The sequence below is a fragment of the Lysinibacillus mangiferihumi genome, from assembly GCF_003049665.1.
GTDB classification, from domain to species: Bacteria; Bacillota; Bacilli; order Bacillales_A; family Planococcaceae; genus Lysinibacillus; species Lysinibacillus mangiferihumi.
Map to the genome: position 1 here is coordinate 39950 of NZ_PYWM01000012.1, position 22149 is coordinate 62098.

The following is a 22149-nucleotide window of genomic DNA, read 5'->3' on the forward strand; positions in this document are numbered from 1 at the left end:
CTAATTTAAATCGAGCTGATAGTATTTTTTTGGACGTCCTCGAGTGGTGGAAGTAGTGCTAGGTAATTCGACAGCTAAATTTTTTTCATGCAGTTGTTTTAAAATGCGGTTTGCAGAACGTACAGTAATGCCTAAATGCTTGCTTAGCAGTTCGCCATTGACGATAGTTGTTGCTAATCTTTCGATAACAGCCTCGATTTTTTGCAATTGTAATAAAGGAATATCATGGGTAACGCTTAATTTTTGTAAGAGCTGTTGTTTTTCGTTATCAAACTGCAATAAAGTCCCGTTTAGCAACGGACCAATTTCTTTTTCATGTTCAATAATATAGCCTTGCGTTTCCTTGGAAGAGCAGAGCGTAGCAGCCCTTTTTGCGTATTTCTGACTTTCAGTTAAAGAGTTACCGATACCCCAACCTATTTTTACAGGAAATTGTAATGTATCATCTAAAAAATCTACAAGTTGACAATGGCTATAATCTTCGGTTGTGATTAAAAATTGCTGATAGGTTGTAATAAGGGCCATATAAGAAGCTTCGCGATGTACGATAAAGGTGCTTGCATACAGTTGCTTAAAATCTAAAATGGCTTTATATAAAGCAATTTGTCGATATTCCAATTCATCGATATTGGATTTATCAATCGGAATTAAAATATGGACAACGACTACTTTGTTTTGCTCAAGTTGTCGAAGCTGAAGCTGATTGACCAACTGATCCAATGTTAATTGCATAGCATGGCGTGATGGGTGAAACGCGATAAACGGTATATTTAGTTGTGCCAATCGCTCTCGCATTTCTGCAATGCGCGTAAAGCTTAAATCTACTTTATTGTCGCGATGTAACTGAATATGCCAATTAGCAGCCTTCTCAACAATATCGTTGCTTGCGAACTCGTTCATTGTTTGACTAAATAGATAGGGCTGTCTACCGATTGACCATTCATGAATGCCGAGGTATTCGTTCTCTTCATAACAAAAATCAATGGCAATCCGATTCATAGCAATTGTATTGTCATAAAATAACTCCGTTAAGACACGGTAAAAATCTCGCTCTGAAATATCAAAATAGAGCATGGGGATAGCCGTGTTTGGAAAATATGTTTGCGAAAAAAAGTATGGGATTTGCCCGCTAAAAAGTGCACCATCTCCAGCTAGTAAATGTTGCTTTAGCAGCGCATTTAAATGCTCAAAATCTGTGTAGGGATGGTAATGGAAATGGCAAAAAGATGGCTTAATTTTCTCTAGTTGCGTTACCCATGAGAGAGATAGTTTAGCGGTGAAAACATTAATTTTATACATAGAGTAAGCTCCTTAACTATAAATTAAATATTGAAAATATTCTAAAAATATGGTTTCTTTGTATTAAGGACACATGCTATCAATGTCTTAAATGAGGATTAAGATGAATAGCACAAGTCGAATAACACAGAGAAGGAGAGGGGCTTATGCAAAAAAATTTAGACACAGTAAAAAAATCTTGGATTGATAGAATGCTAGATAGCATTGAAAAGGCCGGTAATAAACTACCAGACCCCATCACGCTATTTATTATTTTAGCAGGTATTGTGCTTGTTTTATCATGGATATTATCGATGTTTGGTGTCTCAGCAGTTCAACCAGGCACTGAAGATGTTATTCAAGTGAAAAATCTGCTAAGTCAAGAAGGTCTTATTTTAATATTAACGCAAATGGTATCAACATTTACAGGCTTCGCTCCTTTGGGATTAGTGATTGTGACAATGATTGGTATTGGTTTAGCCGAGCAAACAGGGCTTATATCTGCCGTAATGAAAAAGCTAGTGCTGTCAGCTCCGACAAAATTAATCGTGCCATTTATTATTTTCACAGGTTTAGTGGGGAATCTAGCTGCCGATGCAGCGTTCATTATTTTACCGCCAATTGCAGCGATGATTTTTATGAGCATTGGTCGAAACCCACTAGCAGGTTTAATTATTACATATGCTGCAGTAGCTGGAGGCTTTAGTGCCAATATTTTAATTAGTTCACTTGATGTATTGTTATTGGGAATTACGGAATCATCAGCACAGATTGCAGATTCTGCCTACACTGGTCGAGCAACAATGAACTATTATTTTTTAATTGCTTCGACATTTTTACTAATTGGGATTGGTACGTGGGTTGCCAAAAAGTTTACTGAGCCTCGCTTTGGCAAGTTTGAAGGCAAGGTTGAAATGTTAGAACCGCTAACAGCTTTAGAAAAGCGCGGTTTACGATGGGCAGGACTGGTGACAGTCATTTATAGTGCAGTTATTGCATTTACGGTCATTCCGTCTAACGGTCTTTTACGTGATCCGGAAACAGGGGGCTTTTTAAATTCACCATTTATGTCAGGTATTGTGCCGATTATGTTATTCTTCTTCCTTTTACCAGGTCTTGCCTATGGCATTGCGGCAAAAGAAGTGAAAAATGACAAGGAAGTGGCTGAGAAAATTTTTAAATCGATTGCGGATATGGCTCCATTTATTGTTTTAGCATTTGCTGCTTCACAAATGATTGCCTTTTTTAACTGGAGTAATATCGGTGCTATTTTAGCCATTAAAGGAGCGGAACTTTTACAAGCATTAAATTTTACAGGTTTACCAATGATGATAGGATTTGTTTTAATATGTGCTTTCGTTAACTTACTTATCGCCAGCGCTTCTGCGAAGTGGGCTTTACTTGCGCCAATTTTCGTTCCAATGTTCCTTTACTTAGGCTATTCCCCTGCTGTTACGCAAATGGCCTATCGAGTAGGAGACTCTATTACCAATCCAATTACACCAATGCTACCGTATTTTGCTATTTTGCTATCGTTTGCCAAACGCTACGATAAAAATATCGGTATGGGGACACTAATTTCCGCGTTACTACCGTTCTCTGTGTTCTTTGCAATCGGTTGGATTATACTGTTCGCCATTTGGTTCCTACTTGGTTTACCACTGGGACCTGGAGATTATATATACTTAAAATAAGGGGTGTTACTAATGGCAGTATTACAGCAAGAGCAGTTAGTTGGTTTATTAAAACGATACGAAGAGGAAATGATTCAACTTCGTCGTCATTTTCATGAAAATCCCGAGCTTTCCTTTGAAGAAATTGAAACACCGAAAACGATTGCTGCATTTCATCGTGCTTTAGGACATGAAGTACGTGAAGGTGTTGGGGGTAACGGTGTTGTAGCGAAGTTAGTTGGTGCTAAGGCAGGAAAAACGGTGGCATTACGTGCAGACTTTGATGCTTTAGCTATTACAGAAGAAACGGGTCTGCCATTTCAATCAAAAATAAAAGGGCGCATGCATGCATGTGGTCATGATGGACATACAGCTTCATTATTAATTTTGGCGAAGGCATTAAATCAAATGAAGGATAACTTAGCGGGGACAATTGTCTTTATTCATCAACATGCAGAGGAGCTTGCACCAGGTGGAGCGAAATCAATGATTGCTGATGGCTGTTTAGAAGGTGTGGATGTAATATTTGGTACACATTTATGGGCACCAACAGAACTTGGTAAGGTGCAAACAGCAATTGGACCATTTATGGCTGCGGCTGATGGCATTTACATTAAGATTAAAGGAAAGGGTGGTCATGGCTCAAATCCAAGCGATACGAAGGATTCCATCTTGCTTGCAGCGCAATTTATTACAAATTTACAACAACTTGTAGCACGTCGTATTAATCCATTGCGTCCTGCGGTAGTATCAGTTGGTCATATTGAGGCGTTAAACCCTTTTAATGTCATTGCAGACCAAGTCTATATGAAAGGGACTGTCCGTACCTTCCATGAGGAGGAGCGCGATTTACTGGAGCGTGAAATTGAAGAGCTATTAAAGGCAACTTGTTATTTAACAAAAGCGGACTATGAATATGAGTTTCGTCGTGGTTACCCACCAGTGGTGAATCATGCTGCAGAAACAGAGCATGTGATGGCGTCAGCAAGAAAAGTAGCAGATGTCGAAGCGGTTGAATTTGTTGACCCTACGATGGGTGGTGAGGATTTTGCGTACTATTTAGAGGAAATACCAGGGGCATTTTTCTTTACTGGGGCAAAAAATCCAGCATGGCAAGAAGTGTATCCACACCATCATCCAAAATTCGATATTGATGAACGTTCATTGCGGATTGCAGCCAATGTTTTAGGTCAAGCAACGTTAGATTATTTGGCAAAAGACTATTAATGAAAGCATCACTTGTTTGCATGCAGGCTGAGGAGATAGTAGTTAAACATGAAACAATTATGTTGTGAAATATAGCCAAAAAGAGGCGTTGTCTACTCTGTAAGATTAAGTACAAGTAATTGTACATGCTGTCTTATTTACGAGTGTTTAACTTATAATGTTACACATTTAATAAAATGCACATTACTAAATGTAAATTTTAGTGGTGTGCTTTTTTATTTTGCTATCTTTCTCATATAGATTTGTTAAAAGACTAAACATTATACAATGATGCAGAAAAACATTAAAATAGGAACGTTAGTTCTTTTTTGGGGGTTAATAATTGTATTGGTTTGAATATTGTCCTAAACATATCGAAAGTAAGTATGAGCTACTTGTATTTAAAGATAATCAACCCTTTCTACCTTTAACAGATTACTACCATGACTGTTTAGGAAGAATAGACAAAAGTTCTGCAATATCCTATTTGAATTGTCTACTTCCATTTTTTAAATGGTTAGAGAAAGAAAGCAACTATCGAGGAAAGAAAGTGCAATGGAATGATTCAGAAGAAAAAATACGTGTTGTGGTTGAAGATTATTTGATGCATGAATTGAAGTGTAAGATTCGTGATAAAGACACGTTTCGCTTTGTAAATTTAACTAGTAAAATCCCTAATACGATAAGTCGTTTTTTATCAGCATTAAAATCTTTTTATAAGGCTATGATTCGTTTAAAACAGTATCCGTATAGTAATCCATTAATAGATAATATGGTACCTGTGGTTAGGACACATTAAAAAGAGTGTTTTAACTGTGGGTATTTTTTTATATACTGGATATTCAAGATTAAAGGGACGGTCGAGAGGCTACTATGAGTAAAATTTTATTTTCACCAAAAGAGGTACAACTACTTCAAAAGAATCCAAATGTACAGAAAGTAAGCGAACGTGCGATTACGTGGAATCTTTTTTCGGTCATTTTAAAGATGAAGTAGACTTTGATTCAGTAAAAACACTCGATGAACTCAAAGCGAAGATTCATCACTACATCGTCAATTACAACAATTATCGATACCAATGGAATCTAAAAAAGATGGGTCCTGTACAATACAGAAACCATCTCTTAGTTGCCTAATCTCTTTTTAGTTTGTTCTTGACACGGGTGCTACTTTAGTTTAACACGAACAACTTTTTTAAATTCTACCAATTTACTGATCTCATAATATCATCTGATGCAACTAATAGAAACACCAATATACTAGTAATTATTGCGTATTTTTTAGCTTTTAGAGCTGTATTGTTGAATGTATCAATAATTGTCAGCAAGCTAAAAAATACAACTAGTGACCATAAGAGCGGTTCAATGACTAAAATAAAAAAACCTTCCATTGTCATTAAAACAACCTTCTTTCATAAATTGACTTAATCAAATGTAGAATCAACCCAATAAGTATCATTTTGTACTCTTAAATATACGTGCTCCAACGTAGCATTGCTATCTTCGTAACGTCTTACCTTAGCACTAATACCACCGTATGCTGAATACTCTGAAGTTTCCTTATCACGGTATACACCCTGATTTAGAGGTTGTTCCCAATCAAAAACATTCATATATGGTGAATAAACTCTACTAATTTCATCGTAAGCTCCCACGTACGTACAAAAATCGGCCTTAAAACTCATTTCGATTTTAGGGTAAGAATACCAGCCTAACACTTTTACCCCTTTTACACAAGAATATCCTGATCCGCTGCTCCAGGTTCCATCAGAAGTACCGTCTGAAAGAGGCGTTATTAAATCTGTATCGCTATCCATTGGTGGTTCAATTACATTTCCTGCTTCATCGTAGAATGTGGCTTCACTAAAATCAACTCCGCTTGCTGAGCCATCTGAATATGTTGTGATTTGAGAATAGGGAGTTGGATGGTCAGTTTCTAAAATTCGTTTAACGGAGTTTTTCGGCTCTAACAAATTTTCATTCGCTTTTCAAACAAAGCGTTCTGCTCTACCAAAACTTTGTTACTCGAGGAGTCTACACCTTCAGAGGCAAAAGCGGAAGAGCTAATGCCTGCGAGGGATAGACCAAGGGTCAAACCTGCTGCGTAAATTAATTTTTTCATTCCCAATGCTCCTTTGTTGTTTTTTATTACAAATATTTCTTCAATAATTAACCATTCTATATTTAATTTTACAATAAGTAAACCTATTAAATGTAAAATATTTCAAAATGGGGATTTAGAGATGTGAAAAAACTAACATTCGCTAATTTTCCCTATGGTCCTCGAATACAAAAAAGACCGAAAACAACTTCTAATACCTTCTAAATTGTATTCGGTCTAAAATAAAGACTGGAATTTTTTAGCGTACCTTTTTGTTTACTCTTTTGTTGTGAAAATTGAAAGAACCCAATCCCATAGTTCCAATACAAAATTAGTAAATGAATCGACTAACCCTTTCGTTGATTCGTCATTAGCGAACTCATTCCATTTATCTTTAGCTGCTGAAATCGTATCATTCACTTTGGACCAATTGATATTAAGGTTCTTAACGGATTGGAAAAACTCGATAAATTGTTCAATTTGAGCGTCCGTTAGGGTAATCCTTAGGTCTTCAGCAACCCTCATTAAAATCGCTCGGATATCTTCATCGGTAGTTGCATCAGAAGTTGAGATTTCCTCTTTCACCTTTTGCACGAAATCTACCGCTTTAAACCAACTCTTGGTTGACTAATCTCTTTTTTAGTTTGCCCTTGACACGGTTACCATTTTATAAACTAACGGTGCAGGTTAATTGACAGATTAAATGGTTTTAGACTTCTTATAGGCATATACTTAAATTAAAAAAGAAGTGTATTTACTGAAAAAGAGTAAAGTCACTTTAATTGGGACCATTGTAGTTTTATTCATTATAATATTTCTATTAATCAATAACGTCTTGTCAAAAGGTGATATATCCGAGGTTTCACCTACGATAAGTACTCAGCAACAAGCAGAAAATGAAAGAAAAGTTGATGAAATTAAAAATTTTATATACGGAGACAGTGGAATCATTAAACAAGTAGATGATGAATTAGTGAAAAAAGGTTATCAATTTCAGACGTTGGTTATGGCAAATTCTGTGGATGATGTTATGGTGAAATATATCTTAAGTTAATTGTATTAAGCTAAGATATGGGGCAGTTTACTTTAATAACACCCAATGGTTTTATTTGATATATATGTTAGATTTAAAAGAAAATCGTGAAATAATATACTTAAATAAAAAAATAAAGGAGAGTAATGAAATGAATAAATTAATTTTCTCCGTATTGATAGTTATTATCTTGACTGGATGCAATGGATTCCCAACCGATACTCTTAGTCAACCAGAAGGCAAAGTGATTATGAATGGGGAACAATATTCAATGATTCAAAGTAATTACCAGTGGAAAGAAGACAATGTAGAAATTAGTACAAAAAGTTCTACCGATATTAATGAATTAGCTGAACTTTTCGAAACAATAGAAGTTGAAAAAGACGGTACATTAAAATTTGAAATTGATAAAAATCCTACTTCAATTACGGTAGCTAAACTGAATGAAGATGGTACAACTGATATTGTTGAAATGAAAGATAATGAAATTACGATGCCATCGGAAAGTGGATATTATATTTATCAACTTATAACAGTATGGTCTAAAGGAAAACAAACCTTTGTTTTTGATGTTAACGTAGAATAAAAAGAGAGTGACCCTCAACTAAATTAATTAGTTTCACTAACGGGTGCTTTAATTGAAGATTCTCATCCAGAAATAATCAATCTTTATTATAAAAATCAAACTAGATAGATAAAGAACCAACTGTTTTGATCAAACTTTGTTTCAAAACAGTTGGTTTCTTTCTGTATAAAATCAGCGTTTACAACTTACTTTTAATCGAGCTTTATTAAAAAGCTATATCAAAGCAGAATTAATTCTTCAACTAATTCTGACTTTTAATAAAATATTATGGACAATGCCTCTTTTTGGACACATATTAGGTAGTTAGAAAGCAAATACTAACATTAAAGTAAGCCTTGTTCGCGAAGTTTACGCTTCATTTTAAAAGCTGTCATGAAAATGACACAAGTAGCTACAATACCTGCTATTACTCCCCAAATATTACTTGCTGCTACTGAATACCCGATAGAACACATTGCTAGCACAGCTGCTAGTGCATAAATGGCCATTACGATTTTTCCACGATTCATAACCGAGCCCCCTAATTTATAGTAAATTTGTGATTAAAAATATTTTTTTAGAATGATAGAAATTCTAATAAGGACATTTACATCCTTCTTGTGCTATAATATCACAGTTAAACATTCGAAAAAAGAATATGGAGTGGAATAATGACAAACTTACGTCAAGATCTTCGCAATATCGCAATTATCGCCCACGTTGACCATGGTAAAACTACCTTAGTCGACCAATTATTAAAACAATCTGGTACATTCCGTTCAAACGAACGTGTTGAAGAACGTGCAATGGACTCTAACGATATCGAACGTGAACGTGGTATTACAATATTAGCAAAAAATACTGCTGTCAACTATAACGGAACTCGTATCAACATCCTTGATACGCCTGGACACGCCGACTTTGGTGGTGAGGTAGAACGTATTTTAAAAATGGTAGATGGCGTTTTACTAGTTGTCGATGCGTATGAGGGTTGTATGCCACAAACACGCTTCGTACTGAAAAAAGCGTTAGAGCAAAAGTTAACACCGATTGTAGTAGTGAACAAAGTAGATAAAGACTCAGCTCGTCCACTTGAAGTAGTAGATGAAGTATTAGAGTTATTCATCGAGTTAGGTGCAGATGACGATCAATTAGACTTCCCTGTTGTGTATGCTTCAGGTGTAAATGGTACGGCTTCTTTAGACGCTGATCCATCTAAACAAGAAGAAAATATGAAATGTCTATTTGAAAAAATTATTGAAGCTATCCCAGCACCAGTTGATAACTCAGAAGAACCATTACAATTCCAAGTAGCTTTACTTGACTATAATGACTTCGTTGGACGTATCGGAATTGGTCGCGTATTCCGCGGAACAATTTCAGTAGGTCAACAAGTTGCTCTGATGAAATTAGACGGTACAGTGAAAAACTTCCGTGTAACAAAAATCTTTGGTTTCTTCGGCTTAAAACGTGAAGAAGTTGAGACAGCAAAAGCTGGTGACTTAATCGCCGTTTCTGGTATGGAAGATATCAACGTAGGAGAAACAGTTTGCCCTGTTGAACATCAAGAAGCGCTTACGCCTTTACGTATCGATGAGCCAACTTTACAAATGACTTTCTTAGTAAACAATTCTCCATTTGCAGGTCGTGAAGGGAAATGGGTTACTTCTCGTAAAGTAGAAGAGCGTTTACGTGCTCAATTACAAACAGACGTATCTTTACGCGTTGAAGATACTGATTCTCCAGATGCTTGGACAGTTTCAGGTCGTGGTGAGCTTCACCTATCAATCCTGATTGAAAATATGCGTCGTGAAGGTTTTGAATTACAAGTATCAAAACCACAAGTAATCGTGCGTGAAATCGATGGTGTTAAATGTGAGCCATTCGAACGTGTTCAAATCGATGTACCTGAAGAAAATGTTGGTTCTATTATTGAATCTATCGGTACTCGTAAAGGTGAAATGCTTGATATGGTGAACAACGGCAGTGGTCAAGTGCGTTTAACGTTCTTAGTACCAGCTCGTGGATTAATCGGTTATACGACTGAATTTATGTCAATGACAAAAGGTTTCGGTATTATCAACCATACGTTTGATTGCTACCAACCATTATTACCAGGGAAAATTGGTGGTCGTCACCAAGGTGTACTCGTTTCAATGGAAACTGGTAAATCAACAACTTATGGTATGATGCAGATTGAAGACCGTGGTACACTATTCTTGGAGCCAGGTACAGACATTTACGAAGGTATGATTGTTGGCGAAAATACTCGTGACGCTGATATCACTGTAAATATTACAAAAATGAAACAAAAAACAAACATCCGTTCAGCAAATAAAGACCAAACGAATGTTATTAAAAAACCACGTATTTTATCTCTAGAAGAAGCGCTTGAATACTTAGGGGATGATGAGTACTTAGAAATCACACCTGAATCAATTCGCCTTCGTAAAAAAATTCTAGATAAAAACGAACGTGAGAAAGCAGCGAAAAAATTAAAAAACGCAGAACAATGATTTTCCGCTGATATGAAAGGGAGAGGGAGTCTTGGATATAAAGTCCGCTTTATTGGGTGAACTAAATGTTATTCAAGTTGCTGCATCAACAAATGCAGAGGAAACAACAAAGGTTTATGGGAGAATGGCTGGTATTACAAGATTTCTATATGAAAATTTACCAAGCTATGAAGTTGCAGGCTATGTTGTATTTCTTCTTGTCTTTGTACTTTCTGCAATTGTCTATAAATTAGGCTTTGCAAAAAAGTTAAAGCTATCTCAAAATATTGTCATTTATGTGTTCCTATTTTTGGGGTGTATTATGTTGACATTTTTCGCGTTATTCCTACCTATGATTGAAGGCCTCATCGTAGCGGCGTTAATTTTGATTGTATACAAAACACGTATGTGGCGAGAAAAAAGAGAAGAGCAACAAGCTGCCAATCAATGATAGTAGCTTGGCTCCTTTACCATAAAACTTACCTTAAGTTTTAAGGGCATAAAAAAGTCTTAGCATTTATTTGCTAGGGCTTTTTTTCTTTGATAGAGAAAATTTTTACGTCTTAGGCAATCTACCTATGTAAGAATAGCTGTGCATCTATGTTCAATCAATTGAATGTCATATGACAAAATGGTTGGCACCTAAATCTTCTAACGTGAATAAGTTAGTCTCGATAGGCTATTTATCAATCAAGGAGGAAATGGAATGCGTTGGCTTAAAAAAGGTTTGTTATTTAGTAGTATTGCTTTGTTGCTCCTTTCATTGGCAGCGTGTAATAAAGCGGAGCTAGAAAAAGTAAAGGTCGGAGAAGTGACGCGCTCGATTTTCTATGCTCCGCAATATGTAGCGCTTGAAAAAGGTTTTTTTGAAGAGGAAGGACTTTCTGTTGAGCTTCAAACGATTGCCGGTGGCGATAAAACGATGACAGCGTTACTTTCAGATGGCATAGATATTGCCTTAGTTGGCTCAGAAACATCCATTTATGTAACAGCACAAGGTGCGAACGATCCGATTCAAAACTTTGCACAATTAACACAAACAGATGGTACATTTTTAGTAGCCCGTGAAAAGATGGATAATTTTTCTTGGGAAGATGTAAAAGGATCAACATTTTTAGGGCAACGTAAAGGTGGAATGCCACAAATGGCTGGCGAGTTTGTCTTGAAAAAGAATGGGATTGATCCTACGAAAGATTTAACACTTATTCAAAATATTGATTTTGCAAATATCGCTACAGCCTTTGCTTCTGGAACAGGAGATTATGTTCAGTTGTTTGAACCGACAGCGAGTGTGTTTGAAAAAGAAGGGAAAGGTTATATTGTTGCTTCATTTGGCACGGAATCAGGCCATTTACCATACACGTCCTTTATGGCAAAAAGTAGCTACTTAAAGGATGATGCTAAAACAGTGCAAGGATTTACTAATGCGCTGAAGCGAGCACAAGATTTTGTACAAGAGAAAAGTGCGGCAGAAGTGGCAAAAATAATTCAGCCGTATTTTGAAAATGTTGATGTAGCGTTAATTGAGACGGTGGTCGAACGTTATAAATCACAAGGCTCTTATGCAACAGATCCAATTTTGGATGAAGAAGAGTGGGATAACTTACAAACAATTATGGAGGAAGCAGGTGAACTTCCTCAACGAGTAAAATATGAAGAGCTTGTGAATACAAAGTTTGCAAAAAAGGCTGCAGAGTAAATGGAATTTTTAAAACTAGATCATATTCACCATAGTTATTTTTCTAGTACGCAGGCAAAGGAAGTTTTAAGAGATATTAATCTAGATATTCGTGAAGGGGAGTTTGTTTCTTTTATAGGGCCAAGTGGCTGTGGAAAAACGACACTCTTGTCCATTATTGCTGGGTTATTTCCTGCAACGGAAGGCAAGGTTTTTATTGATGGCGAAATTATTGCGCCACATAATCAGGCACTTATCGGCTACATGCTTCAACAAGATTATCTATTCCCGTGGAAAACGATTGAGGACAATGTCACCATTGGTTTAAAAATCATGCAGCGGGATAATAAAACGCATAAAGTAACGGCCAATGCGCTCTTACATGAAATTGGTTTGCCACATGTCGGAAGTTATTATCCGAGAGAATTATCCGGAGGAATGCGTCAACGCGTAGCACTTGCAAGGACTTTAGCGGTTAATCCGAAAATATTATTGCTAGATGAACCATTTTCAGCGCTTGATTATCAATCTAAGTTAAAGCTTGAAGATTTAGTTGTCGAAACATTAAAGGCCTATCAGAAAACGGCGATTCTTGTCACACATGATATTGGTGAGGCAATCGCTATGAGTGAAAGGGTATTTCTTTTCTCGGCTAATCCAGGTATGTTACACAAAGTGTTTGAAATACCTTCTGAGTTACAACAATTATCTCCGTTCGATGTAAGGCAACATCCAGCTTATTCAGATGTATTCCAAACGATTTGGAAGGAGCTGGAGAGTCTTGGATAATACATTGTTTAAACAATATCAACAATTGCTAAAGAAGGAAAAGCGCTTCGTTCGTCTATATCAAATCATTATTTTACTGGTCTTTTTTGGGGGGTGGGAGCTGCTCTCGAGGCTTGAATGGATTGACCGTTTAATCTTTAGCTCACCAACCTATGTATGGCAAACGTTTATTGAAAAAGTAAGCGACGGCACACTCACATTACATGTTGGTGTGACATTAATGGAGACGATTATCGGCTTTATTGCTGGTACATTATTAGGGACTTTGATTGCAACCGTCCTCTGGTGGTCTCCGATGTTATCCAAAATTTTAGATCCGTATTTAGTTATATTAAACGCCATGCCAAAAGTGGCGTTAGGGCCGATTTTAATCGTTGCACTTGGGCCAGGATATTTTTCGATTATTGCAATGGGTGCACTAATATCTATTATCATTACTACCATTGTTGTGTACACCGCTTTTAAAGGTGTGGATCCCAATTACAGTAAAGTGTTACAAACTTTTGGTGCAACTCGTTGGCAAACTTTCAAAGAGGTGATTTTGCCTGCTTCTTTTCCAACTATTATTTCGACTCTGAAAGTGAATGTTGGTTTGTCATGGGTTGGTGTGATTGTTGGTGAGTTTTTAGTTGCTTCAAAGGGGCTTGGTTATTTAATTATTTATGGCTTCCAAGTATTTAACTTTAATCTTGTCCTTATGTCACTGCTCATTATCGCTTTCTTCGCGACAATTATGTATCAAGTTGTCGAATTGCTGGAAAAAGTGATTATCAAAAATAATGGCTAAGTAAAAAACGCAAAACCTGTACTAATAGGGTTTTGCGTTTTGTACTGTTAAATCTGCTAGAGCGAGCGCTTTTTAAATTGTATGAGTGTCTGGCACTTAAAATTGGCACTTAAAATTCTTTGTCCATTTGTGGTGAGGTGCGGTAAAAGCGGAAATTTCCCGTTTCAATACGTGCCACCGTATTTTCCTTAATTCGATCATGGCATGTGTCGCACATATACGTATGAATCGGACGATTACGCAGTTTTTTTGCTAACGGTAAATCATCATCTAACTGGTTAATAGTATCGCAAATGACACATTTTACGCGCATCGCATTCCCTCCCTATTCCGCACGAATGGCTAACACATTTTTGATAGGGCTGTCTACATTGGAGCCGTCTCCAAATAATACATGAACGGGTCCATCTTCGGTTAAAGGTTTGCCATCCTGACTGTATTTAAAAATTAATGTCTGTGCTTCTGCAATTGTAAATGCATGTTCTTCCCCGTTTTTACATTCAATGACGATTTTTGTCGCTTCGGGTTTAACTTCAGCATTTTTCAAGAAGTGACTTAATTCGATACCGAAAGTGCCCGTTTCCATCCCTTTGCGGTCGAATTTTCGTTCTGATTTTAATGTTGGTGGGAAAGTAGCACCTTCCATGATTTCACGTGACCAGTGAGCACCGACTTCGCGCATATATTTTGTATCCGCATCTTCCTCTACTGCACTTTCCTGGAAGTACGTATTTAAGTCTAATTTACGATCGTCAAAAATCCAAACCGTTGGATCTAATGTTAGTTGATACGAAACTGCACCCTTAATAGGAATAATTGTTTCCATAATAGAAATCCTCCTCAAATCTTGTATATCCATGAATTAGTATAACGCTAATGCAAGGAGATAATAAAGAAATATAATTCGGATTGTTTATTTTCCGACGAAGACACTTGCATTTTTACCGACTAAAAGATAAACTTTATTAAGATAGAATCGAAGAAATATCAGATAATGGGGGCGTCCTCATGGATACGAAATCACAAACTTCCTTTCAAGAGAAGGCTTTGGAGCTTTTAGTTGCTGATGCAGATAAAATTGCTCGCCTCATTCGAGTACAAATGGATCATTTAACGATGCCACAATGCCCTTTATATGAAGAAGTATTAGATACACAAATGTTCGGCCTTTCACGTGAAATTGACTTTGCTGTGAAGCTTGGACTTATTGAACGCGAAAAAGGCAAGGCCATTCTCGATTCACTCGAGAAGGAACTTTCTGTACTACATGACGCGTATACAGACAAATAAAAAGAAAAAACTCAAACGCTGCTTGCGATTTGAGTTTTTTTTCTAGAACGAGGTTTTCCAATGAAACAATACTTAAAACGATATGCTCAAAATTTTGATTACCCATTATTTTTTACGGTTTTGTTGTTAAGTTTATTTGGCTTAGTAATGATTTATAGCTCAAGTATGATGGTGGCAATCGTCCACAAAGAACAAGCACCTGATTATTTTTATCGAAAACAACTCATTAACTTAGCTGTCGCGTCTTTAGGATTTGTGGCCGCAGCATTTTTCCCTTATAAGCATTATGCAAATAAGAATATTATGTTGTTACTGACGATTGTGTTAATTGTGCTTTTTACTTGGGTAAAAGTAGCTGGTAATGGGGCAGAGGAAGTAGGCTCTCAAAGTTGGATTAGTGTACCAGGATTGGGGAATTTCCAGCCTTCCGAATATTCGAAACTATTTATAATTTTATATTTTGCAGCAGCATTTTATCGGAAATCTCAAAAGTATACATTTGAAAAGCTTCAGCCAACAGAGATTTTTTATCCAATTTTCCTTTGGATACTTGTTGTAGCTGGTGTAGCCTTTGAAACAGATTTAGGGGCAGTTATTATTTTATGTGGTATCGCTGTATCTGTGGTCGCAGCAAGTGGTATTCCTTTTAAAACGTTTTGGAAGTTTTTTGGTGTGTTAGGTGCATTTGGTACAGCTATTCTAGGCATGCTCTGGCTATTTAAAGGTGAATTATTAAAAGGGAACCGTAAAGGACGTATCGAATCTTATTTTAATCCATTTGATTTTGAAAATGGAGTGGGTCACCAAGTTGTCAATAGTTATTATGCAATTGGCGGTGGCGGTCTAGAAGGTAGGGGACTCGGTCAATCTATTCAAAAATTAGGTTATTTGCCTGAGCCACAAACCGATTTTATTATGGCGATTGTAATGGAGGAACTTGGCGTTTGGGGAGTTCTAATCGTCTTAGGTGGTTTAGGATTTATTGTATATAAAGGTTTTTCCATTGCATTGCGAACAAAAGATCCACTAGCACGTATGATTGCTGCTGGGATTGCGAGCTGGATTGCTTGGCAATCGTTTATTAATCTTGGGGGTGTAACCGGGTTAATCCCGTTAACCGGTGTCACGCTGCCTTTCATTAGTTACGGCGGGACATCTATAATTTTGCTATCTTTAGCTATGGGGATATTGATTAATGTTTCCATGTTCGAAAAGGTAGAAAGAAGGAAATCACAAACATAAGGGGGATACCTATGGAATCAATCAACAAAATCCTTGTAGCCAATCGGGGAGAAATTGCAATTCGAATTTTCCGTGCGTGTACGGAGCTCAACATTCACACAGTCGCTATTTATTCACGTGAGGATAGTGGAGCATTCCATCGCTTTAAAGCGGATGAAGCTTATTTAGTAGGGGCAGGCAAGAAACCAATCGATGCGTATTTAGATATTGAAGGCATCATTGCAATCGCTAAGAATGCAGGCGTTGATGCGATTCATCCAGGGTATGGTTTTTTATCAGAAAACGTGGATTTTGCACGTCGTTGTGAGGAAGAGGGCATTTTATTTATCGGTCCAACTTCACAACATTTAGATATGTTTGGCGATAAGGTAAAAGCGCGTGAACAAGCCATTAACGCAGATATTCCTGTTATTCCGGGTACGGATGGTCCAGTTGCTTCAGTAGAGGAAGTACAAGCTTTTGGTGAACAATACGGATACCCGCTTATGATTAAAGCTTCTTTGGGTGGCGGTGGGCGCGGCATGCGTGTCGTGCAAACAAAGGACGATGTAGCATCTGCTTATGAACGTGCCAAATCAGAGGCAAAAGCAGCCTTTGGGTCTGATGAAGTGTATGTAGAAAAATGCATACTTCACCCAAAACATATTGAAGTCCAAATTATAGGCGATAAAATGGGCAATATTGTGCATTTATATGAGCGTGATTGCTCGATTCAACGTCGCCATCAAAAGGTTGTAGAGATTGCTCCATCGAATTCAATTTCAGAAAATTTAAGAAATAGAATTTGTGATGCAGCAGTTCAAATAATGAAAAATGTCTCGTACATAAATGCAGGGACAGTTGAATTTTTAGTTGCGGGTGATGACTTTTATTTCATCGAGGTAAACCCTCGAATTCAAGTAGAGCATACAATTACGGAAATGATTACAGGCGTTGATATCGTACATGCGCAAATTAAGGTAGCGGCAGGCTACAGCTTGCATAGCGAAGAAATACACATACCGCAACAAGCGAATATTCCGATGATTGGTTATGCGATTCAAGCACGTGTGACAACTGAAGATCCAGCGAATGATTTTATGCCAGATACAGGGAAGTTAATGGTATATCGTTCAAGTGGTGGCTTTGGCGTTCGTTTAGATGCAGGGAACGGATTCCAAGGTGCCGTTGTTACACCGTATTATGATTCATTGCTTGTGAAAATTTCAACATCAGGTATGACCTTTAAAGAAGCGGCTGCGAAAATGGACCGTAACTTAAAAGAATTCCGTATTCGTGGGGTAAAAACGAATATTCCATTTTTAAATAATGTAGTAACGCATAAAAATTTCTTAGAAGGTTCGTTTGACACGAGCTTTATTGATACAACGCCTGAATTATTCAATTTCCCTGTGCGACAAGACCGCGGGACAAAGCTGTTAAGTTATATCGGTAATGTGACGCTAAATGGTTTCCCAGGGGTGGAAAACAAGGCCAAGCCAATATTCTCACAGCCTATTAAGCCACTTGTGGATTTGAATGGGCAGCCGTTATCGGGTACAAAGCAAATTTTAGATGAGCAAGGTGCAAACGGTTTAGTGCAGTGGATTTTACAACAAGATGATGTGTTATTAACAGATACAACGTTCCGTGATGCACATCAATCCTTATTAGCTACGCGTGTGCGTTCACAAGATATGTATCAAATTGCAGATGAAACAGCACGTATGATGCATAACTTCTTCTCGTTAGAAATGTGGGGTGGCGCAACGTTTGATGTAGCGTATCGTTTTTTAAAGGAAGATCCATGGGAGCGCTTAGCTAAGCTACGTGAGCAAATACCGAATGTGCTGTTCCAAATGCTATTGCGTGGGGCGAATGCTGTAGGCTACACGAACTATCCTGATAATTTAATTCGTGCGTTTATCGCTGAGTCGGCTGCATCGGGTATTGATGTCTTCCGTATTTTCGATAGCTTAAACTGGATTAAAGGGATGGAAGTTGCCATTGATGCGGCAAGAGATGCAGGGAAAATTGCAGAGGCTGCGATTTGCTACACAGGTGATATTTTAGATGACGGACGTGCAAAATACTCCGTGCAGTATTACAAAGATATGGCGAAGTCGCTAGAGGCGTCAGGAGCCCATATTTTAGCGATTAAGGATATGGCTGGGTTGTTAAAGCCGGAAGCTGCTTACCGCTTAATATCGGAGCTTAAAGAGGCGACAAACCTACCAATTCATTTGCACACGCATGATACAAGTGGCAATGGGATTTATTTATATGCAAAAGCAATCGAGGCTGGGGTAGATATTTTAGATACTGCACTCGGTGCAATGGCAGGTTTAACATCACAGCCAAGTGCTAACTCTTTATATTATGCGATGAAGGGTAGTAAACGTGAAATTCGTGCAGAAATTGAATCGCTTGAAAAGCTTTCTTATTACTGGGAAGATGTGCGTAAATACTATAAAGATTTCGAAAGTGGCATGATTAGCCCTCATTCTGAAATTTACGTCCATGAGATGCCTGGTGGTCAATACAGCAACTTACAACAACAAGCAAAGGCTGTCGGATTAGGCGATCGCTGGGATGAAGTAAAACGCATGTATTCACGTGTCAACCTATTATTTGGAGACATTGTGAAAGTGACACCGTCATCTAAAGTAGTCGGTGATATGGCATTATTTATGGTGCAAAACGAATTAAATGAAGAGACCGTTATATCTAGAGGGAAAACAATTGATTTCCCTGATTCTGTTATTGAATTTTTCCAAGGTTATTTAGGGCAACCACACGGGGGCTTCCCAGCGGCACTTCAAAAAGTGGTATTGAAAGAGCGCGAACCAATTACTGTTCGACCAGGTGAACTGTTAGAGCCTGTTAACTTTGAACAGCTAGAGGAAGTATTAGCGGATAAATTAAATCGTCCTGTTACGAAGAAAGATATACTCGCTTATGCACTTTACCCGAAAGTATTTGAAGAGTATGCGAAAACGCTAGAGTCCTTCGGTAATATTTCAGTGCTAGATACGCCAACGTTTTTATATGGCTTAAAGCTAGGTGAAGAAATTGAAGTAGAAATCGAAAAAGGTAAAACGTTAATTATTAAACTGGTATCGATTGGTGAACCACAGCATGATGGTACACGTGTTATTTACTTTGAATTAAATGGTCAATCGCGCGAGCTTGTCATTCAAGATATGACGGTAGAAGTGGATGGCAGCATAGCTCTCAAGGCAGACCCAAGTAATCCGAACCAAATTGGGGCAACAATGCCAGGGACTGTATTAAAAGTCGTTGTATCTAAAGGTAGCCCTGTCAAACGTGGTGACCACTTGTTAATTACCGAAGCCATGAAAATGGAAACAACTGTACAGGCACCAAAGGATGGTATAGTGAAAGAGGTATACGCAATTGCGGGAGATGCCATTTCAACAGGTGATTTATTAATTGAAATTGAATAATTAACGATAAAAAAAGGTTATTAGTAGCTATTGTAGCGCACTAATAACCTTTTTTCTTAATTTAAAAGAATAGTAGAACGTGCTTAATTTCAAATTTGACTAATCTAGTTTTTTTCATTTCTTATTTTCTTTTATTTCTAAAGTAATGTTAGGTTGTTGTTCACTTAAAACCTCAATAAAAAAGTTAGAAGTAATAAATAAATGATGTTCTGCATTAGGTTGTAAAACTTCTCTTGCTCCAAATATGCTGTCATACCATCTCAAAAAACAAGAATTCTCTACTTTGTAGAACGTAGGTTCATATTCTAATTTGTCTCTGCCTTCATTTATATTTTCTACTACCATTTTAGAAATTAAATCTTCAATATCAGGTCTTGCCATTTCTTCGAAAATACGGAAAGTTATAATGGGATAGGGCTTTTCCTTTTTTTCATAAGTAAATGTATATTCGTTAGCGCTTCTGTAGTCTTTAAAAATTAAAACAAAATTTGTTTCATACACCATTTTTACAAAAATCATTTCATTATCAAATCTACTGAACGGATTATTCACCAAAGGATTCCAAATAACTAACCTTTCATTTTTCATTTAGTTTCTCCTTTTATTTAATTTCCAATGAATCGAACTTTATCATTACCAAAAGTTAAAGTTGGTCTTTGAGCTCCTAAAGTTGAAGAAGTACTTGTGTATAGAGTTAAGTAACCACCATCAGTTTGTTTTACATGTGTTATTTTATTCCCGTTAACATAGGAGGTTATTTCTCCAGGACCGCCAATTCTAGAAAATTCAGCCCTAGCAGTAGAAGCATTTCCATTATTATGATATATCATAGTACCGCCCGACTTGTTAGAAAAACTAGAGCGATTAAGCAAAATACCCCAATCAACTTTTGCTAAACTTGGGATAGGATCAGATAAAGGGCTTACTAATAATGAATATTCATCTAGAGTATTCATTGTTTCTTTATCAGATAATATTATGCGACCTAATTTACTTGATTCATTTCCTTCCAAGGCGAAAGTTAAATTAGTAGGAATGATAAGGCTAATTAAAATTATTAATCCCATCAACAAAACACATTTAAACTTACCCTTACTAGACATATTATTAATCTCAACTCCTTAATGATATAAATTTTTTTATTAGATAATAAAGAATAGAAAGTACTATTTCAACACGATAAGAAAAAGTCGGATATCTAACATGTGGATTGGCGATTTGCTGGAATTCAGTCTATGAGATGACGTTGTAAAAATAAATGGGGTGCAAATAACTTTTTATGCGCATCAAAAAAGTAATATAAAACAGTGGATTTATAATGAAGTTCGTGCATGTTTTTAGTGAGGAGGATTTGAAGTAAATGAAAAAAGATTCGACAGCAACGTGTCGAATCCTTTTCGAATGTTATTTATTTTTTTCATTATAGTTGCTACGTGCTACGAGCATAATCATGTAACAAAGAAGGCCGAATAAAAGTGAAATGAACAATGAGTGTAATAAAGCTACTGTTAAATTCAATCTAGTAAGGACTACTAACATACCTGCTAGAACTTGTAGAATAACGATGATGAAAGCAGTAATCCAGCCATAATAAATAACACGTTGTTGTTTGTATTCTTTTATAGCGTGCCAAGTTATGTATGTAATCCAAATGAAAATAATGATAGCTGCCAGTCGATGTCCCATTTGAACCCATTCGTACATATTGTTTGGTTGAGCAAAAGGTGTTTCATTGTAGCAAAATGGCCAGTCAGGACATACTAAACTAGAATCTGTATGTCGAACAAGTGCCCCTGTATAAACGACTAAATAAGAATAAATTGTGACAGAGATTGTATGCCAACGTAGCTTTTTCCCAATAAATACGTTATCTGCATCAAACTTTCGATCAACTTCAAATACAATCATAGAAAGAAGAAGAACGGCTGCAAAAGAAATAAGCGAGATTCCAAAATGCAGAGCTAGAATGAAGTCTCCTTGTCCCCATAATACTTGAGCTGCTCCAATAAGTGCCTGTGCAATTAAGAAGAACATCGATAAAAAACCTAAAAATTTTACTTCACGAATATGACCAAGTTTCCGCCATGTCCAAATTGTTAGAACGAGAATTGAGATGGATACGACTCCTGTAACAAGACGATGAGAGAATTCAATTAATACTTCTGTTGTAATTTCTTTTGGGATAAGAGAACCATTACAATCTGGCCAGTTTCGACCACAGCCCAAGCCACTATCTGTTTTTGTAACAAGTGCCCCGCCAAGTAAAATAAGGAGCATTCCCAGTGTAGCGGCAACAGCAAACCACTTCATATACCTGTTATGTTGCATAAAATGAGTCACCTACTTTATCTATCAATATTACATGAAAGTAATGTTTCTGCTACTAGATGATATCTAAAATACAATTAAAATACAACTTGTAAAGAGAAGGGAGTATTAGATGTCGATTCCATTTCACAAATTGTTCATAATTTCGTACTTTAACCTTCACAATTCATTTTAGAAAATGTTTTACTATAGATATGTTGTTTTTAATTATATTTCTAGACAAAGCTAATTTTTACAAC

The 22149-nt window shown here is 36.9% G+C and carries 24 protein-coding genes and 2 pseudogenes; 15 read left to right on the top strand and 11 right to left on the bottom strand.

Going from position 1 to position 22149, the window contains the following annotated elements; all coding sequences use genetic code 11:
* A complete protein-coding gene (locus C9J37_RS12730) occupies positions 1–1299 on the bottom strand; it encodes a hypothetical protein (RefSeq protein ID WP_107895642.1) in 1299 nt (432 codons plus the stop codon).
* A 146-nt stretch (positions 1300–1445) separates the two neighbouring features.
* On the opposite strand from C9J37_RS12730, the gene C9J37_RS12735 reads away from it, so the two are divergent.
* The 5 genes and pseudogenes from C9J37_RS12735 to C9J37_RS12750 form a co-directional block, all read left to right on the top strand.
* Positions 1446–2972: an AbgT family transporter gene (locus C9J37_RS12735; protein WP_107895643.1), complete on the top strand. Its 1527-nt coding sequence runs from the start codon at positions 1446–1448 to the stop codon at positions 2970–2972.
* Between the two features lie 12 nt (positions 2973–2984).
* Positions 2985–4178, top strand: coding sequence for a M20 metallopeptidase family protein (locus tag C9J37_RS12740; RefSeq protein ID WP_107895644.1), 1194 nt, complete (start codon positions 2985–2987; stop codon positions 4176–4178).
* 322 nt (positions 4179–4500) lie between these two features.
* Positions 4501–4956 carry a hypothetical protein gene (locus C9J37_RS12745; protein WP_235617104.1) on the top strand — a complete coding sequence of 152 codons (456 nt, stop codon included), beginning with the start codon at positions 4501–4503 and terminating at the stop codon, positions 4954–4956.
* Between the two features lie 74 nt (positions 4957–5030).
* On the top strand, positions 5031–5153 hold the full coding sequence (locus C9J37_RS29400; RefSeq protein WP_268808007.1) for a hypothetical protein: 123 nt from the start codon (positions 5031–5033) through the stop codon (positions 5151–5153).
* Positions 5120–5293: pseudogene (locus C9J37_RS12750) on the top strand (IS3 family transposase); the annotation flags it as partial. The gene C9J37_RS29400 and the pseudogene C9J37_RS12750, both read left to right, overlap by 34 nt.
* 65 nt (positions 5294–5358) lie before the next feature.
* Here the strand turns inward: C9J37_RS12750 and C9J37_RS12755 are convergent.
* From C9J37_RS12755 to C9J37_RS12765, 4 genes and pseudogenes are all read right to left on the bottom strand, one after another.
* The gene (locus C9J37_RS12755; protein ID WP_107895645.1) at positions 5359–5553 is read right to left on the bottom strand and encodes a hypothetical protein; all 195 of its coding nucleotides are present in this window, start codon (positions 5551–5553) and stop codon (positions 5359–5361) included.
* A gap of 27 nt (positions 5554–5580) precedes the next feature.
* Complete coding sequence (locus C9J37_RS12760; RefSeq protein ID WP_107895646.1) at positions 5581–6129, bottom strand: hypothetical protein; 549 nt, start codon at positions 6127–6129, stop codon at positions 5581–5583.
* A complete protein-coding gene (locus C9J37_RS28275; protein ID WP_167397310.1) occupies positions 6123–6278 on the bottom strand; it encodes a hypothetical protein in 156 nt (51 codons plus the stop codon). The genes C9J37_RS12760 and C9J37_RS28275 overlap by 7 nt, the downstream gene beginning before the upstream one ends.
* Positions 6279–6533: 255 nt before the next feature.
* Positions 6534–6854, bottom strand: a pseudogene (locus C9J37_RS12765) (DUF1002 domain-containing protein); the annotation flags it as partial.
* A gap of 238 nt (positions 6855–7092) precedes the next feature.
* On the opposite strand from C9J37_RS12765, the gene C9J37_RS12770 reads away from it, so the two are divergent.
* Complete coding sequence (locus tag C9J37_RS12770; protein WP_137067734.1) at positions 7093–7311, top strand: hypothetical protein; 219 nt, start codon at positions 7093–7095, stop codon at positions 7309–7311.
* A gap of 130 nt (positions 7312–7441) precedes the next feature.
* On the top strand, positions 7442–7876 hold the full coding sequence (locus C9J37_RS12775) for a hypothetical protein (protein ID WP_107895649.1): 435 nt from the start codon (positions 7442–7444) through the stop codon (positions 7874–7876).
* 323 nt (positions 7877–8199) lie between these two features.
* Here C9J37_RS12775 and C9J37_RS12780 read toward each other — a convergent pair whose 3' ends face one another.
* Positions 8200–8385 carry a DUF5325 family protein gene (locus tag C9J37_RS12780; RefSeq protein ID WP_024362189.1) on the bottom strand — a complete coding sequence of 62 codons (186 nt, stop codon included), beginning with the start codon at positions 8383–8385 and terminating at the stop codon, positions 8200–8202.
* 141 nt (positions 8386–8526) lie between these two features.
* On the opposite strand from C9J37_RS12780, the gene typA reads away from it, so the two are divergent.
* From typA to C9J37_RS12805, 5 genes are all read left to right on the top strand, one after another.
* Positions 8527–10371 (top strand): translational GTPase TypA, encoded by a 1845-nt coding sequence (gene typA, locus C9J37_RS12785; protein ID WP_025218736.1) that lies wholly within the window; start codon positions 8527–8529, stop codon positions 10369–10371.
* A gap of 31 nt (positions 10372–10402) precedes the next feature.
* Positions 10403–10801 (top strand): YlaH-like family protein, encoded by a 399-nt coding sequence (locus C9J37_RS12790; protein ID WP_024362187.1) that lies wholly within the window; start codon positions 10403–10405, stop codon positions 10799–10801.
* 255 nt (positions 10802–11056) lie between these two features.
* A complete protein-coding gene (locus C9J37_RS12795; RefSeq protein ID WP_107895650.1) occupies positions 11057–12049 on the top strand; it encodes an ABC transporter substrate-binding protein in 993 nt (330 codons plus the stop codon).
* Entirely contained in the window at positions 12050–12817 is a 768-nt protein-coding gene (locus tag C9J37_RS12800; RefSeq protein ID WP_107895651.1) for an ABC transporter ATP-binding protein, read from the top strand.
* Positions 12810–13604, top strand: a complete 795-nt coding sequence (locus C9J37_RS12805) for an ABC transporter permease (protein ID WP_024362184.1) — start codon at positions 12810–12812, stop codon at positions 13602–13604. Before C9J37_RS12800 ends, C9J37_RS12805 begins: the two co-directional genes overlap by 8 nt.
* A 109-nt stretch (positions 13605–13713) precedes the next feature.
* Here the strand turns inward: C9J37_RS12805 and C9J37_RS12810 are convergent, their stop codons facing one another.
* Positions 13714–13917, bottom strand: a complete 204-nt coding sequence (locus C9J37_RS12810) for a YlaI family protein (protein ID WP_024362183.1) — start codon at positions 13915–13917, stop codon at positions 13714–13716.
* Between the two features lie 12 nt (positions 13918–13929).
* Positions 13930–14430 (bottom strand): hypothetical protein, encoded by a 501-nt coding sequence (locus C9J37_RS12815; RefSeq protein WP_107895652.1) that lies wholly within the window; start codon positions 14428–14430, stop codon positions 13930–13932.
* Positions 14431–14612: 182 nt separating this feature from the next.
* On the opposite strand from C9J37_RS12815, the gene C9J37_RS12820 reads away from it, so the two are divergent.
* From C9J37_RS12820 to pyc, 3 genes are read left to right on the top strand one after another with little or no spacing between them, the layout of a single operon-like run.
* Positions 14613–14894: an Fpa/YlaN family protein gene (locus tag C9J37_RS12820; RefSeq protein ID WP_024362181.1), complete on the top strand. Its 282-nt coding sequence runs from the start codon at positions 14613–14615 to the stop codon at positions 14892–14894.
* 60 nt (positions 14895–14954) lie between these two features.
* Positions 14955–16136, top strand: coding sequence for an FtsW/RodA/SpoVE family cell cycle protein (locus tag C9J37_RS12825; protein ID WP_107895653.1), 1182 nt, complete (start codon positions 14955–14957; stop codon positions 16134–16136).
* Positions 16137–16147: 11 nt separating this feature from the next.
* Positions 16148–19582 (top strand): pyruvate carboxylase, encoded by a 3435-nt coding sequence (pyc, locus tag C9J37_RS12830; RefSeq protein ID WP_107895654.1) that lies wholly within the window; start codon positions 16148–16150, stop codon positions 19580–19582.
* Between the two features lie 114 nt (positions 19583–19696).
* On the opposite strand, the gene C9J37_RS12835 is transcribed toward pyc, so the two are convergent.
* The 3 genes from C9J37_RS12835 to C9J37_RS12845 all read right to left on the bottom strand — a co-directional run bounded on the left by C9J37_RS12835 (position 19697) and on the right by C9J37_RS12845 (position 21910).
* Entirely contained in the window at positions 19697–20170 is a 474-nt protein-coding gene (locus C9J37_RS12835) for a hypothetical protein (RefSeq protein WP_107895655.1), read from the bottom strand.
* 17 nt (positions 20171–20187) lie between these two features.
* A complete protein-coding gene (locus tag C9J37_RS12840) occupies positions 20188–20685 on the bottom strand; it encodes a hypothetical protein (protein ID WP_107895656.1) in 498 nt (165 codons plus the stop codon).
* Positions 20686–20986: 301 nt separating this feature from the next.
* Complete coding sequence (locus C9J37_RS12845) at positions 20987–21910, bottom strand: COX15/CtaA family protein (RefSeq protein WP_107895657.1); 924 nt, start codon at positions 21908–21910, stop codon at positions 20987–20989.
* Positions 21911–22149 lie beyond the last annotated feature (239 nt).

What these genes read in the sequence shown, in the direction of transcription:
- C9J37_RS12775 (WP_107895649.1), top strand. Translation starts at nt 7,442, where the DNA reads ATGAATAAATTAATTTTCTCCGTATTGATAGTTATTATCTTGACTGGA.
- pyc (WP_107895654.1), top strand. Translation starts at nt 16,148, where the DNA reads ATGGAATCAATCAACAAAATCCTTGTAGCCAATCGGGGAGAAATTGCA.
- C9J37_RS28275 (WP_167397310.1), bottom strand. Translation starts at nt 6,278, where the DNA reads ATGAAAAAATTAATTTACGCAGCAGGTTTGACCCTTGGTCTATCCCTC.
- C9J37_RS12735 (WP_107895643.1), top strand. Translation starts at nt 1,446, where the DNA reads ATGCAAAAAAATTTAGACACAGTAAAAAAATCTTGGATTGATAGAATG.
- C9J37_RS12755 (WP_107895645.1), bottom strand. Translation starts at nt 5,553, where the DNA reads ATGACAATGGAAGGTTTTTTTATTTTAGTCATTGAACCGCTCTTATGG.
- typA (WP_025218736.1), top strand. Translation starts at nt 8,527, where the DNA reads ATGACAAACTTACGTCAAGATCTTCGCAATATCGCAATTATCGCCCAC.
- C9J37_RS12840 (WP_107895656.1), bottom strand. Translation starts at nt 20,685, where the DNA reads ATGTCTAGTAAGGGTAAGTTTAAATGTGTTTTGTTGATGGGATTAATA.
- C9J37_RS12795 (WP_107895650.1), top strand. Translation starts at nt 11,057, where the DNA reads ATGCGTTGGCTTAAAAAAGGTTTGTTATTTAGTAGTATTGCTTTGTTG.
- C9J37_RS12780 (WP_024362189.1), bottom strand. Translation starts at nt 8,385, where the DNA reads ATGAATCGTGGAAAAATCGTAATGGCCATTTATGCACTAGCAGCTGTG.
- C9J37_RS12740 (WP_107895644.1), top strand. Translation starts at nt 2,985, where the DNA reads ATGGCAGTATTACAGCAAGAGCAGTTAGTTGGTTTATTAAAACGATAC.
- C9J37_RS12815 (WP_107895652.1), bottom strand. Translation starts at nt 14,430, where the DNA reads ATGGAAACAATTATTCCTATTAAGGGTGCAGTTTCGTATCAACTAACA.
- C9J37_RS12835 (WP_107895655.1), bottom strand. Translation starts at nt 20,170, where the DNA reads ATGAAAAATGAAAGGTTAGTTATTTGGAATCCTTTGGTGAATAATCCG.
- C9J37_RS29400 (WP_268808007.1), top strand. Translation starts at nt 5,031, where the DNA reads ATGAGTAAAATTTTATTTTCACCAAAAGAGGTACAACTACTTCAAAAG.
- C9J37_RS12730 (WP_107895642.1), bottom strand. Translation starts at nt 1,299, where the DNA reads ATGTATAAAATTAATGTTTTCACCGCTAAACTATCTCTCTCATGGGTA.
- C9J37_RS12820 (WP_024362181.1), top strand. Translation starts at nt 14,613, where the DNA reads ATGGATACGAAATCACAAACTTCCTTTCAAGAGAAGGCTTTGGAGCTT.
- C9J37_RS12800 (WP_107895651.1), top strand. Translation starts at nt 12,050, where the DNA reads ATGGAATTTTTAAAACTAGATCATATTCACCATAGTTATTTTTCTAGT.
- C9J37_RS12825 (WP_107895653.1), top strand. Translation starts at nt 14,955, where the DNA reads ATGAAACAATACTTAAAACGATATGCTCAAAATTTTGATTACCCATTA.
- C9J37_RS12810 (WP_024362183.1), bottom strand. Translation starts at nt 13,917, where the DNA reads ATGCGCGTAAAATGTGTCATTTGCGATACTATTAACCAGTTAGATGAT.
- C9J37_RS12845 (WP_107895657.1), bottom strand. Translation starts at nt 21,910, where the DNA reads ATGCAACATAACAGGTATATGAAGTGGTTTGCTGTTGCCGCTACACTG.